Genomic DNA, 14877 nt, shown 5'->3' with positions numbered 1-14877 from the left:
ACTTTGTAGACTCATCACTGTGAAAAAACTTTGTCCATAAAAGGCATAAAAAAACAAAATTATTGAAATATCCTATCGTAAAGGAGCAGTACGTATATGACTTCGACTTCTTATTTATCCGTAAAAGCATTAACGAAATATATTAAACGAAAATTTGATGCCGATCCCCATTTACGTGATGTGTATGTAACGGGGGAGCTTTCGAATGTAAAAGTACATAGTTCAGGTCATATTTATTTTACGTTAAAAGACGATAGTGCACGTATAACATCCACAATGTTCCGTACACAAGCTTCCAAACTTTCGTTTAAACCTGAAGAGGGGATGAAAGTATTCATACGTGGAGATGTCAACGTATATGAGGCAAGCGGTGTATATCAATTATATGCCCAAACGATGGAGCCAGATGGAATTGGTGGTCTTTTCGTTGCCTTTAATCAATTGAAGGAACGACTTCAAAAAGAAGGATTGTTCAATCAAAATTTTAAACAGCCGATTCCACAATATCCAAAAACGATCGGGGTTTTAACAGCTACTACCGGTGCAGCAATTCGGGACATTTGTACGACGATTAAACGACGCTATCCACAGGCGGAAATATTAATTTACCCAACGCTTGTTCAAGGGGCTGGGGCAGCGCCAAAAATTACAGAAAATATCTATTTGGCGAATCGGCATGCTCTTTGTGATGTTCTTATTGTCGGACGTGGTGGTGGATCAATTGAGGACTTATGGGCATTTAATGAAGAAATCGTGGCGCGGGCCATCTTTGAAAGCCGCATTCCAATCATTAGTGCTGTAGGACATGAAACAGATACGACGATTGCGGATTTTGTCGCGGATTTACGTGCTCCTACTCCAACGGCGGCAGCAGAACTGGCTGTACCTAATCAGCAACAGCTTTATCAGCAAATTTTGCATCATCAATCAATTCTCCATCAAATGATGACATCGCGTCTCAATTTTGAGCGTAATCGATTAACAAAATTACAAAATTCTTATCCACTTGCAACACCTGAGCGATTATATCGTCCTTTTATTGAAAGACTGGCCCAAACGGATGCTGCACTGCAAAATGCAACAAAGCTATATTTGCTGAATGAAAAATCAAAGCTACAAACGATCGACAGTAAAATGAAGCTACATTCGCCGAGTTATCAGTTATCGGCAGCGAAACAGCAATTGAGCCATCAAACAGAGCTATTGACGCAGCGAATGCAGCAGCAACTCGCACAAAGCAAAGTCGCTTTTACTAACCAATTGCGTATGCTGGAGGCATTAAATCCACTCGCTCTTATGAGTAAGGGCTTTAGCGTAGCATATAAAGAGGAAAACGTAGTAAAATCAATTCATGACTTAGAAAAAGGCGACACTCTTCATGTAACGTTTCAAGACGGATTTGCAGAAGCAAAGGTCGAAAAAAAGCATGTGAATAAGGATGGGGAAGTAAAGTGACAAAACCAACATTTGCGACAGCAATGACAGAACTGGAAGAAGTAGTACGCAAGCTTGAGCAAGGTGACGTGCCTTTAGAAGAAGCAATCGATCTATATAAAAAAGGTATGGAACTTTCCAAGCTGTGCCATGACACACTTCAAAGTGCAGAACAGCAATTAATTTCAATCGTTGGAGAAGATGGTGAAAAGAAAGCTTTCCAACAGGGAAATGGAGAAGACTAACTAATGGAAAACGCGTTAAAACAATTTACCTTGAAAAATATTCCACAAATTGAAGCGACGATGTATGAGCTTGTTGAAAAAATTCAGGCACCTGCCCATTTAAAAGAATCAATGCTTTACTCTTTAAAAGCAGGCGGAAAACGAATTCGTCCATTATTTGTAGCAGCGGTTTGTGAAATGTATAATCAACCACTGGAAGCAAGCTATACAGTTGGCTCAGCAGTTGAAATGATTCATACGTATTCTTTAATCCATGATGACTTGCCTTGTATGGATGATGATGATTTACGTCGTGGTAAACCTACGAACCATGTTGTGTATGGAGAAGCATTAGCAACTTTGGCAGGAGATGCATTAAATACAATTGCGTTTGGTGTCATTGCTCGGCTGAACGATATTCCTGCTGAAAAACGAATTGAACTAATAAATTTATTAAGTGTTGCTGCAGGTGCAGAAGGAATGGTCGGCGGACAGATTTTGGATATGGATGGCGAAAAACGTCTACTAAATTTACAGGAGCTCGAAACAGTTCATGTAAATAAAACAGGTGCATTATTACGCTTCAGTATCGAATCAGGTGCAGTTTTAGCAGGTGCTAGTGAGTCAGATCGACAAGCTTTAGTCGAATATGCACACCATATCGGTTTAGCGTTCCAAATCCAGGATGACATTTTAGATATTGAGGGAACTTCAGAACAGCTAGGTAAAACAGCAGGTAAAGATATTGTAAGTGAGAAAAGTACATACCCTGCATTACTAACGTTAGAAGGGGCAAAAAACAAACTTAATGAGCATTACGACCTGGCAATTGAAGCATTAAGAAAAATCGACATTAATACTTCCTTACTTCAACAATTTGCGCAATATATTGTAAGACGTAATAACTAAAATGTGTTAAACTTTTTTCTTGGGTTGTACATTGATATAATAGAAAAATCACAAAGGTGAATAAACTGATGAAAAGGTGCGTGTAGAGATGGATTTAACTAAAATTTCTAGTCCATCCTTTTTAAAAGACTTGAATAAAAAGCAACTAGAAGCGCTGGCAGGCGAAATTCGCGCTTTTCTAATCGAAAAATGTTCAATAACTGGTGGTCATATTGGCCCTAATTTAGGCGTAGTTGAGCTGACGATTGCATTGCATAAAGCTTTTAATAGTCCAAAGGATAAATTTTTATGGGATGTTGGACACCAGGCATATGTCCACAAAATTTTAACAGGTCGGGCGAGCCAATTTGACACTTTACGTCAATTTAAAGGGCTATGCGGTTTTCCAAAGCTTGTTGAAAGTGAACACGATATGTGGGAAACAGGGCATAGTTCTACATCTTTATCTGCAGCGATGGGTATGGCAGCAGCTAGGGATATTAAAGGGGACAAAAACTTTGTTGTTCCGATTATTGGTGATGGTGCTTTAACAGGTGGTATGGCGCTAGAAGCACTGAACCATATTGGGCATGAAAAAACAAATATGATTGTCATTTTAAACGACAATGAAATGTCGATTGCACCAAACGTCGGAGCACTTCATGACGTATTGGGCAGACTTCGTACTGCAAAGGAATATTCTCGTGCTAAAGAGGACTTGGAATCATTAATCAATAAAATTCCTATGGTCGGAGGTAAATTGGCAGCGACTGCAGAACGTGTAAAAGATAGCTTAAAATATTTGGTTGTTTCAGGTGTTTTCTTTGAAGAATTAGGATTCAAATATTTAGGTCCGATCGATGGTCATGATTTTGAAGCATTGGAAAAAACATTAGAATATGCAAAGAAAGTTCAAGGTCCTGTTCTCGTGCATGTCATTACGAAAAAAGGTAAAGGCTACAAACCTGCAGAAGATGATACAGTCGGTACTTGGCACGGAACTGGCCCATATAAAATGGAAACAGGTGCATTCGTAAAATCTGCCTCTAAAGGTCCTGCATGGAGTAGTTTAGTAGCGGAATCGGTTCGTAAATGCATGAAAGAGGATAACCGCATTGTGACAATTACACCAGCAATGCCGGTTGGATCGAAGCTTGAAGGGATTCAACGTGACTTCCCGAATCGCTTCTTTGATGTCGGAATTGCAGAACAGCATGCAACGACAATGGCTGCGGGTCTTGCCACACAGCATATGAAACCGTTTTTATCGATTTATTCTACGTTCCTTCAGCGTGCGTATGACCAGGTCCTACATGATATAGCCCGTCCAAACCTGAACGTATTTATCGGAATTGATCGTGCAGGCTTAGTTGGAGCAGATGGTGAAACACACCAGGGCGTATTTGATGTTTCATTTTTACGTCATATCCCGAACATCGTATTAATGATGCCAAAGGATGAAAATGAAGGGCAACATATGGTGAAAACAGCACTAGAGTATAATGACGGGCCTATAGCTCTTCGTTATCCTCGCGGTAATGGCTATGGAGTAGAAATGGATGCAGAAATGAAAGCGTTGCCGATTGGATCATGGGAAGTATTGCGTGAAGGATCAGATGCCGTTATTTTAACATTCGGTACAACAATTCCAATGGCGTTACATGCGGCTGAATTATTGGCTGAGCAGGGTATTTCTGTTCGTGTTGTCAATGCACGTTTTATCAAGCCTATGGACGAAGTGATGCTGCATGAAATTATGCAGGCAAATCTACCAATTTTAACAATTGAAGAAACGATGTTGCAAGGTGGATTTGGTAGCGCAGTATTGGAATTTGCCTTTGATAAGCAATATCGAAATGTGGAGATTGAGCGTATCGGTATTCCGGACGAATTTATCGAACATGGTGAAGTAGATCTATTATTAGAAGAAATTAACGTGACGGCTGAAGAAGCGGTAAAACGCATTACACAGCTCGTACCGAATAAACAGTCGGATAGGGTTTAATATAGAATGACAAAGCAAAAAAAAGAACGGGTAGATGTAATGCTTGTAGAGCGCGGGTTGTGCGAAACTCGGGAAAAGGCAAAGCGCTCAATTATGGCTGGTCTTGTGTTTTCCAATGAAGTACGTATCGACAAAGCAGGGGAGAAAATTGAGGTTGACGCCCCGCTGCAAGTAAAAGGATCGCAATTAAAATATGTATCACGCGGTGGATTAAAACTTGAAAAGGCACTTGAAATTTTTGATTTATCCGTAGATGGAAAGCTTATGCTTGATATTGGTTCGTCAACAGGCGGCTTTACAGATTGCGCCTTACAAAACGGTGCCCGTCATTGTTATGCACTTGATGTAGGTTCGAATCAGCTAGCATGGAAAATTCGGTCGGATGAACGTGTGACGGTTATGGAAAAAACGAATTTCCGTTATACAAAACCGGAAGATTTAGTAGAAGGCTTACCGGATTTTGCAACAATCGATGTTTCCTTTATTTCCTTATCGCTTATTTTACCTGTTTTGAAAACGGTATTAATGCAAGGGGGCGATGTAATGGCCCTTGTAAAGCCCCAATTTGAAGCTGGTAGAGAAAACGTAGGGAAAAAAGGAATTGTCCGGGATCCGAAAGTCCACTTAGCTGTTTTAGAGGAAACCGCTAAAATGGCGACTGAAAATGGTTTTGTTGTTAAGGATGCATCATTCTCACCGATAACTGGTGGGGAAGGAAATATCGAATTTTTATTCCATTTGTATAACCCTCATGATGGTGAAGAAGTAGACGCATTTACAAGTTTTGATCAAGTCGTAAACGATGCACATACTAGTTTAAAATAATGAAAAGTACAAAATGGGTCGAAATGACTTATTTTGTGCTTTTTATTTTCAAAATAAAGCAATCTAAACTGAAGGAAAGGAGATAAATATGAAGCATTATTTCATAGGTTTGCTAAGTTTCATTGTACTTTTTACATTTCAAACGACCGCACAGGCTGTTAACGTGAATTTGCAATATAGTGGTGAAGCAGAGACAAATGGAAAACTAAGTGACTTAAATCAATATCCTGAATATTTTATCGGAACAGAAACGCGAAATACACAAATTATAATTCCCGATGAACCAACATTAATAATGCTTAATGCCGCACTTGAGCTGACAAATTACTTATCTAATATATCAGCTTACAATAAAGTGAAACTATTAAAAGAATCACAGGTAAAAGCCATTTTCGATGCAACTATTATTATTGGGCAAGAAAATCAATTTAAAAATGCATCATTTAATAAGTTAATCCGTAAAAGTAAAGTAAATGATGGTCTATCGCTTGAAATCCAGCCAATTACGTTACGTCAATCTACTAAAAATGTACTTGTCGTTACAGGCGGAGATGATGCTGAGTTTGAAAAAATAGCTGTATTAACAGAGGAAGCATTTATTCAGCAGTTATACGGCAGCCAATTAACCATTTCAAATATGCCAATAATAAAAAAAAGGACGGATTTAAATTTAATTACATTTAAAAATATGGGGATTCCGAGTATAACGTTAAGTGGTGAAAAAATGAGTTCAGATATATATTCTTATTATATACCTTACTATCCATTTATCGATATGAAGACTAGTATCCACCTACATTTGAAGATTTCTGAGATGATTCAATCGAGTCAAAAAGAGAAAGGTAACCCTTTGGAAGAATTGGTGCTTCTCGTCAACGATGTGCCTCATAGTATAAATTTACGTAAAGTAAAGACTGAGAGGAATGGCGATATTTTTGTTGATGTACCACTAAGTAAAGCGGTTTTTACAAAGTCAGCTTTCATACAGATTCAGCTTACAGCAAATGGATTACTTAGTAATCCTGAAAAGTGGGTGTATATTGACGATTCAAGTACATTAAATTTCCATGTTGATAAGCAAACGGTATCACAATTCACATTCCGCTTCTTCCCATTTCCTAAAATTGATGAATCTGTCACGATAGTTGTGCCTGATCAATTTCGCTGGTCCGATTTAATAACTGTTTACGAGTTACTTACTATTAATAATACTTTACCTAAGATTACACTTGTTAATACTGAGGATGTTAAAACTAACTTATTAGAAAATAGTCATGTTATTTTTATCGGTGGTAAAAAACAGCACAAACTGCTAAAGGATGAAGTATTGGCTGTTCATTACAATGATAATGTTCCTGATTTAACAGAGCATGGTTTTTTCAATGTATCGGAATTTGCATTTATTCAAAACAATCCTTGGGATGAAGATTATGCCCTAGTAGTTTTTGATGCAGTTAATAGCACAGAACAATATGTGCCAAAGGAATTTGCTGCAAGTTTAAAAATTCTTGGGGACAATGCCAATATTGTAGTGAATGGCAGCGGTGGCAAACTTCATACTAATGAAGCGCAAGTAACTGAAAAAAACTTGATGCAAAAGCTTACAACCAACATGCTTGACAGTAAAAGTTTCTATCTGTTTTTCCTGTTCCTGTTTGCAGTCATTGCGTTAAATGTTTATGTATGGCGGAAACGGAAAAAGAAAAAATAATTAATAATAACCCAAACACTTTTTGTATTTATACGAAAAGCGTTGTTTGTTTTGCAATTATAGGAAGAAGAAAATGCCTGTAAAAAAGGATAATTGAACATATGTACTATTTTTTCTTGTATTTCTTTTATGCAAATGTTAGTGTAAATATACATATATTCTTATCTATTTTAATGAGGTGACTTTTGTGAACAAAGGACAGCGCCATATTCGTATACGCGATATTATTACAAATAATGAAATTGAAACACAGGATGATTTAGTCGATCATTTAAAAAACGCGGGCTACAATGTTACACAAGCTACCGTATCCCGTGATATTAAAGAACTGCATCTAGTTAAAGTTCCCCTGCAGGACGGGCGTTATAAATATAGTTTACCAGCCGATCAGAGATTCAATCCGATTCAAAAATTGCATCGATCATTGTCAGATGCATTCGTATCGATTGATGGAGCTTCACATTTTTTAGTAATGAAGACATTGCCGGGAAATGCCAATGCAATCGGATCTTTATTGGATCACTTAGATTGGACGGAAATTTTAGGAACAATCTGTGGTGATGATACAATCTTAATTATGTGCCGCACAGAAAATGATCGTGAAGAAATAAAAAATCGATTATTAGACATGCTGTAAACCGAGGTGGAGTGGTTTGTTAAGAGAATTAAGTATTCGAAATTTTGCTATTATAGATGATTTAACGGTAAGTTTTTCTGGAGGTTTAACTGTATTAACAGGTGAAACTGGTGCCGGGAAATCAATTATTATTGATGCAGTTAATATATTAGCCGGTGGTCGAGGATCAACCGAATTTATTCGCCATGGTGAAAAAAAGGCAGAGTTGGGTGGACTATTCCAAGTGAATAATAGTCAACATCCGATATTTATGAAACTCGAGGAACATGGGGTAGAGGCAGAAGAAGGGACCATCATACTTCGTCGTGATTTACATGATTCGGGAAAAAGTATTTGCAGAGTTAATGGCAAACTTGTTCCATTATCTGTTTTACGTGATATTGGTGGTAGTTTAATCGATATTCATGGTCAGCATGAAAATCAAGAGCTGATGGATGAGAAATTCCATATACATTTATTGGACCATTTCGCACATCATGAACTTCATTCTGTAAAAGCACAATACAGTGAAGCGTATGAAGCGTACCGTCAGTTAAAAAAAGAAGTTGCGGAGCTAAGTATGGACGAGCAGCGGATGGCACAGCGTATCGACTTATATCAATTTCAAATTCAGGAGCTGGAGCAGGCTGCATTAAAAGAGGATGAAGAGGATGAGTTGAACGAAGAACGACTTCGTTTAATGAATTTCCATAAAATCTTTGAACGGGCAAACATGGCATATGAAGCAATTTCCGGTGATGCGAATGGTCTTGATTTTATCGGTAATGCTATGAATGCACTTGAAGATATTGTAGATCTTGATTCGAACTTTAAAGAGCCTTCCGAAGCTGTTACAACAAGCTTTTATGCACTTCAGGATGCCGCGTACCAAATTAAAAATGTGCTCGATGATTTGGAATATGATGCCGAGCGTTTAAATGAAGTCGAACAGCGTCTTGCATTATATCAAAATATGAAACGTAAATATGGTACGACTGTAGAAGAAATTTTAAACTACTACGAAAAAATTGAAGAAGAGCTTAGCCAGCTTATGAACCGCGACGAAACATTGCAGCGAAACGAGCAATTATTAGCGAGTATGGAAGAAAACTTAAATCAAATGGCAAAAGAATTAACTGCAATTCGAAAAGAAAATGCCGTAAAGCTAAGTGAAGCAATAATGAATGAATTACGCATGCTGCATATGGAAAAAGCGCAGTTTATCGTTCAGTTTAATCAATTGGCACAATTCGATGCGAATGGTAGAGATTTCGTTGCATTCTATATTTCGACAAATGTCGGAGAACCTCCAAAATCGTTGCCTAAAGTGGCATCAGGTGGAGAGCTTTCACGAATGATGCTTGCTTTAAAGACAATTTTTTCAACTTCCAATGGCATTACATCCATCATTTTTGATGAGGTGGATACTGGTGTAAGCGGTCGAGTCGCTCAAGCCATAGCCGAGAAGATTGCTGCGATTTCAGTGAATTCTCAAGTATTGTGTATTTCGCATTTACCACAAGTAGCAGCAATGGCTGATCATCATTATTATATAAAGAAACAGGTTGAATATGATCGTACTTTTACAACACTTTCTGAAATGGAAGAAAAAGAACGCGTTGAAGAAATCAGCCGCATGATGAGTGGCTCTGAAATTACAGAGCTTACATTACAACATGCTTCAGAACTAATTCAAATGGCAAATGAACGTAAAGAATCCATGAAATAATAAATTATAGAGCCGTCTAAAAAATAAAAAAATTTTTTAGACGGCTTTTGCTGTTTTGTTTATTAGAGGAATCGCTTCGTTAAGCTAAATGTAATTGAATACATTCTAATTTTTCCTCATATCAACAAAATTTTTCCGTTCATAACTCCTTCGTTTCTTCACATAGTAAGCGCATAGAGGAGGTGAATGATGATAAAAAAATGGTCGTTACTCGTTGCAATGCTTTTAATATTGTCGCCAATGCAGGTTTTTGGGAAATCTTTAATTCCGATGGGACATTCAATCGGAGTACAATTGCAAATGCCATATGTTATAGTTGCTCAGGACGTTTTATTAGAAAGTAGTGAATGGCTGAAAAAAGGAGAGCGGGTTTTAAAATTAAATGGTGAAACAATTAGCCAGCTAGAAGATTTATCCGGTCAAGATGAATCGTTTACTCTAACATTGGAAAATGGAAAGCAACAGCGAGAAATTAGTGTATCTGCCCATGAGCTGGTACATTTAAAGCCATTTTTAAGAAGCGAAACAGATGGTGTAGGAACACTCACGTATATCGATCCCGAAACGATGGAATACGGAGCACTTGGCCATCAAATAGTAGACTCCACGATGAAACTGCCTCCAAAATTCAGTGAAGGTGCTATTTATGAAGCATCCATTTCACAGGTGAAAAAGAGTACTCCGGGTCAACCAGGCTACAAAATTTCAATTGTAGATAAATCTCAAACACCACTCGGAACTGTTAACAGTAATGATGTATACGGTATTTTTGGAAATTGGGAACAATCATTACATGACAGTTTGCATCCACCGCTTGAAATTATACATGCAAATCAATTAAAAAAAGGTAAAGCACAAATCTTAACGGCAATCGACGGTGAAGAGGTCAATTTATTTGATATAAAAATTGACAAACAAACGGATAATACTTTTACGTTCCATGTTGTCGATGAGCGTCTAATCGATAAAACAGGCGGTATTGTTCAAGGGATGAGCGGCAGCCCGATTATTCAAGACAATCAATTTGTAGGAGCTGTAACGCACATGTTTATTGAAGAACCTACAAAGGGCGCCGGAATTCTTGTCATAGAAATGTTAAAAAAGAGTCCATAATAAAAAAAAATGACTACACTTTTAATAAAGTGTAGTCATTTTTTCCTTTTTTCATTACAATAGTACTTAGAGATAATTCGACAAAAGAAGAACCATATATTTCCTTGTCGATAAAGGTAGAAATCATAATACTTGTTACTCATTTTTGTGTGTGGAGAAGGATTTATAGTAATTCTGTCGAAACTTCCCTACAGGACAATGCAAAAGGGATTGGTATCAACTGTCGATCATTTTTGTTATATTCTTATGACAAATAATTTGGGGCATTTGTTAATAAACTCGGCAAAGTTTGTTTTTGTAGGGGAGAAATTGGACAAAATAAAAGGGGGATTTTGATTGACAAAGGTAAAAATTGCGATTGCTGATGATAATCGCGAATTAATAAAAATGATGGAGATTTATTTCGCGAACCATCCGCAAATTGAAATTGTGGCAACTGCTTCAAATGGAAAATTATGCATTAAAATGTTGGAAGAGCATAAAATCGACGTACTACTTCTGGATATCATTATGCCACATTTAGATGGACTGGCTGTATTGGAAGAAATGTACAATGATGAACGTCATCTAAATACTCAGGTTATTATGCTTACTGCTTTTGGACAAGAGGATGTTATGAAGCAGGCTGTGAATTTTGGCGCATCTTACTTTATGCTGAAACCATTCGAATTTGAACAACTTGTGCACAAAATTCTACATTGTGCTGGTAAAAAGTTTGAACAGGAAAAACGTACACCAATTTTAGCAACAAACACACCTACAAAAATTGATACGCGTTTATTGGATACAACAATTACAGGTATAATTAAAGAAATCGGTGTACCTGCCCATATAAAAGGATATGCTTATTTACGTGAAGCAATTCAAATGGTGTACAATGATATCGAATTATTAAGTTCCGTAACGAAAATTCTGTATCCGGAAATCGCCAAGAAATTCAGCACAACGCCTTCTCGAGTAGAACGGGCTATCCGTCATGCAATAGAAGTAGCATGGAACAGAGGCAGCTATGAGAACATTTCAGAGCTATTTGGCTATACAGTGCACCATATGAAGTCAAAGCCGACAAATTCGGAGTTCATTGCAATGATTGCGGACAAGATTCGTATTGAAATGGTAGCTTCGTAATATAATAGATTTTAACACGTTCATTTTCAGCTTAAATGCTAATATGGAGGTGTTTTTTTTATCAATTAAGTTTAAGACTGGAAAAGTCGGGGAATATTTAAAACAAGTAAGGCCTAGAAGTCTCCCTTACCTCCTTTCAAAGAATAATGCCATGCTCGGTATTACTCACTTTTTGTGTCCAGGAATTGTACTGGACACTTTTTTTATTTCATCGTGTTTCATTCTGTTATGTGAATTTAACATTAATTTTACATTACTCATATTAATCTTAGGTAAAATGATAGGAAATGATTATAGGAGAGATGATAGATGAAGCGATTGAAAATGCCCATATTTGTACTTGTTATAATCATATTCATTCTTCTTTTAACATTTCCTTTCAATTTTAAGACAGCTTCTGCACCAGCGGATTTTACAACGGATGTTAAAAGAAATTATATAGAAGGATTACAGACTCAACGGGAAGAATGTTATAGTGATATATTATTGTTAGGGACATTAAACAATTCAGAACTAAAATTGGCTAACGAAAACATGCAGGAGTACTTAAATGAACTAAATAGTTTGAAAAATGTCATAATTTCGAAGGGGGTTAAAAATAAAATCCTTAACGAGTCTATTGAACTAGACATTATGCTTATTAACAATACTATCAAGGCAATAGAGACTAATGATGAACGTTATTTAGATGGGGTATCAGAAATATATCATAGTTTATTACAATACCATCATACTTTATATTAATAGTAGATAGGTAATAATACCTTTTGGGAATAATGCTTTATAATTAACTTTTTAACTAAGCAAAATAGCCATTTTTTGTAAAAATTTTTAACTAAACAAATATCAAATCTTTGTATATACTGAATGTATCCGGGAGGTTGATATTCGTGGTTATTTTTGAAAATAGTTTTTTTGAAATTACAGTGGATAATGAAATAGTATATATAAAAACAATACAACCAGGTTTTTTATTAAAAGATTTTGATATGATTGTGCGTCTAAATCCTCGCATCAAATTAACCAATTTTGCAGTATTGAAAAAGGTATTAATGGAGATTACATCTACCCCCGTAGAAATCGGGACGTGGCTGCCGGCTATTACGGTTGAAGTGTCACGAGATAAAATGTCTGCTTCTCTCTTCGTCTATGAAACTGTAGAGTCCATTAAAGTAAATCCACAATTATTTCTAGATAATGTAAAAAATATATTATCTCAAAATAATATAAGTTATGGTATTATCGATTTACAAATCGACTCTATAGTAAGTGGCAAGGCTATAATGATCGCCCAAGGCTCACCTCCAGTTAAAGGGGATGATGCAAAAATTACCTATTTACAGCTACCTAATCGAAAACCCGTTATTCGAGAAGACGGTACAGCGGATTATTACGATATGAATTTTATATTTGAAATTGAACAAGGGGCATGGCTAGGTGAAAAGATTCATGCCAAACCTGGAACCCCAGGAGTAAACGTTTATGGAGAGTCGATTCCAGCGCAGCAGGGACGTGATTTACCACTGAAATATGACAGCAAGTCAGCCTATGAAAAGGAAGAAAACGGAAAAACAGTCCTTCTTTCAAAAATTAGCGGGGTATTTGAAAACCATAAAGGCATGATAAGTGTCAATCATCATTTACCGATTAATGGTGATGTTAGCGTTGAGACTGGAAACATTGACTTTAATGGATCAATTTCTATACGAGGTACGGTTCAGCCAGGATATTCCGTCATTGCAAAAGGGGATATTTCGATTGAAGGTCCAGAAGGTGTATCTGGTGCAAAACTCATTAAATCGACAGATGGAGATGTTTTTATACGAGGTGGCATTTTTGGATTAGGTCAAACCCGTGTTGAGGCAGGAGGCAGTATATTCGTCAAACACGTAAATGAAGCCCATCTCGTAGCAGGAAAAGATGTTAATATTGGGTTTTATGCTTTAGGATCTATCATTACAGCACAGTCGATTTTTGTGGATGAACGAAAAGGTAAAATTATAGGCGGTACAGCTATTGCAAAAAATAAAATCGTTACAGCCATTACGGGAAACCGACTGGAACGAAGAACAGAACTAATTATAAATGGCGTAAATAAAGCAGAGGGGCTTGAGCTCATTCAATCGAAGGCCGCATTGCTGAAGACGATTCAGGAGGATATATTGCAGTTGGAAAGCCAAATAAATCGTCTAATGCCGGTCGTCCAAAATATGACGAAGCCACAACTTGCAGTGTTTGAGCAAACAAAGCAGAAGCTCGACAATAATAAATCGACGGCAATGGAACTAGATCGGGAAATTAAGCAGTTAATGAATGATTTACGTAAAGTCGGAAAGGAAGAAATCGAAGTGAAAAAAGAAGCTTACCCAGGAACGTATATTCAAATTGGTAAAAAGTCTTCGTTTTTATCGACGATGACTAATGGAAGATTTTTAATTGAAAACGGAGAGCTGAATGTATAATGAATGACATACCTGTTTTTGCTCATCGTGGTGCATCGAGTTTTTATTTGGAAAATACTTTCTCTGCATTTAAAAAGGCAAAAGAACTGGGTGCAGATGGAATTGAACTTGATCTCCAAATTTCAAAAGATGGCATTTTAGTTGTGTTCCATGATCTCGATTTGAAAAGGCTGGCAGGAAAGAATAGACTTGTTTCACAGTGTGATTACAAAGAGCTCGTAAAATACAATTTAGGTCCCCGCTTTAAACGGTTCTTTCTTCAAGAGAGGATGATGTCCTTTGAGGATGTGCTGAAGTGGGCAAATAAAGAAAATATTGCACTAAACATAGAATTAAAAGAATCACTTATCTCCAAAGAGAATGTCCTAAAATCATTCCTACATAATATACAATTGCCGGCAAACAGTCATTTTTCGTCATTTCATGAATCATTATTAAAATCAGTAAAAGAAGTCCTACCGAAAGCTGAAACGGCCATCATTATAACGAAAAAGTTCGATTGGAATTCATTAGGGAAGTGCAATTATATTGATGCGATTCATGCACATAGGAAATACTATAAAATGCAGTACTTGGAATTGTGTACAGCAGCAAATATGGGTATACGATTTTACAGCATTAGGGGGAACGAACCATTTTTAAAAAATCCCCATCAAGCGGTGATTGGGTGGATAACCGATTTTCCACATAAAGTACTAGAAGCTCAACAACGTAAAAAAGGTGTCTAGAATATTTTCTAGGC

General features: G+C 36.9%; 13 protein-coding genes. All 13 read left to right on the top strand.

The genetic code is table 11. The annotated features are described in order from the left end of the window. Positions 1 to 96 precede the first annotated feature (96 nt). On the top strand, positions 97 to 1455 hold the full coding sequence (gene xseA, locus H9635_RS09575) for an exodeoxyribonuclease VII large subunit (protein WP_191699985.1): 1359 nt from the start codon (positions 97 to 99) through the stop codon (positions 1453 to 1455). Beyond that, on the top strand, positions 1452 to 1679 hold the full coding sequence (gene xseB / locus H9635_RS09570) for an exodeoxyribonuclease VII small subunit (protein ID WP_191699983.1): 228 nt from the start codon (positions 1452 to 1454) through the stop codon (positions 1677 to 1679). The genes xseA and xseB overlap by 4 nt, the downstream gene beginning before the upstream one ends. A gap of 3 nt (positions 1680 to 1682) precedes the next feature. Continuing rightward, positions 1683 to 2567 carry a polyprenyl synthetase family protein gene (locus H9635_RS09565; protein ID WP_191699981.1) on the top strand — a complete coding sequence of 295 codons (885 nt, stop codon included), beginning with the start codon at positions 1683 to 1685 and terminating at the stop codon, positions 2565 to 2567. A gap of 88 nt (positions 2568 to 2655) precedes the next feature. Next, complete coding sequence (gene dxs / locus H9635_RS09560; RefSeq protein ID WP_191699979.1) at positions 2656 to 4551, top strand: 1-deoxy-D-xylulose-5-phosphate synthase; 1896 nt, start codon at positions 2656 to 2658, stop codon at positions 4549 to 4551. 6 nt (positions 4552 to 4557) lie between these two features. Further along, a complete protein-coding gene (locus tag H9635_RS09555; protein WP_191699978.1) occupies positions 4558 to 5376 on the top strand; it encodes a TlyA family RNA methyltransferase in 819 nt (272 codons plus the stop codon). A 109-nt stretch (positions 5377 to 5485) separates the two neighbouring features. After that, positions 5486 to 7087 carry a cellulose biosynthesis cyclic di-GMP-binding regulatory protein BcsB gene (locus H9635_RS09550; RefSeq protein ID WP_225231235.1) on the top strand — a complete coding sequence of 534 codons (1602 nt, stop codon included), beginning with the start codon at positions 5486 to 5488 and terminating at the stop codon, positions 7085 to 7087. 187 nt (positions 7088 to 7274) lie between these two features. Beyond that, entirely contained in the window at positions 7275 to 7724 is a 450-nt protein-coding gene (gene ahrC / locus H9635_RS09545) for a transcriptional regulator AhrC/ArgR (RefSeq protein ID WP_191699975.1), read from the top strand. A gap of 16 nt (positions 7725 to 7740) precedes the next feature. Next, the gene (gene recN, locus H9635_RS09540; RefSeq protein ID WP_191699973.1) at positions 7741 to 9432 is read left to right on the top strand and encodes a DNA repair protein RecN; all 1692 of its coding nucleotides are present in this window, start codon (positions 7741 to 7743) and stop codon (positions 9430 to 9432) included. 189 nt (positions 9433 to 9621) lie between these two features. Next, positions 9622 to 10545: a SpoIVB peptidase S55 domain-containing protein gene (locus H9635_RS09535; protein ID WP_191699971.1), complete on the top strand. Its 924-nt coding sequence runs from the start codon at positions 9622 to 9624 to the stop codon at positions 10543 to 10545. Between the two features lie 336 nt (positions 10546 to 10881). Further along, entirely contained in the window at positions 10882 to 11673 is a 792-nt protein-coding gene (gene spo0A, locus H9635_RS09530) for a sporulation transcription factor Spo0A (RefSeq protein ID WP_191699969.1), read from the top strand. A 309-nt stretch (positions 11674 to 11982) separates the two neighbouring features. Next, a complete protein-coding gene (locus H9635_RS09525) occupies positions 11983 to 12417 on the top strand; it encodes a hypothetical protein (RefSeq protein ID WP_191699967.1) in 435 nt (144 codons plus the stop codon). A gap of 146 nt (positions 12418 to 12563) precedes the next feature. Next, on the top strand, positions 12564 to 14135 hold the full coding sequence (locus tag H9635_RS09520; protein WP_191699965.1) for a DUF342 domain-containing protein: 1572 nt from the start codon (positions 12564 to 12566) through the stop codon (positions 14133 to 14135). Beyond that, the gene (locus H9635_RS09515) at positions 14135 to 14863 is read left to right on the top strand and encodes a glycerophosphodiester phosphodiesterase (RefSeq protein ID WP_191699964.1); all 729 of its coding nucleotides are present in this window, start codon (positions 14135 to 14137) and stop codon (positions 14861 to 14863) included. The genes H9635_RS09520 and H9635_RS09515 overlap by 1 nt, the downstream gene beginning before the upstream one ends. Positions 14864 to 14877 lie beyond the last annotated feature (14 nt).

The sequence above is a fragment of the Solibacillus faecavium genome (assembly GCF_014836905.1).
In the GTDB taxonomy this organism is placed as follows: Bacteria; Bacillota; Bacilli; order Bacillales_A; family Planococcaceae; genus Solibacillus; species Solibacillus faecavium.
The sequence above is the reverse complement of the archived record's forward strand: the minus strand, read 5'-3'. Positions and strand labels throughout refer to the sequence as shown.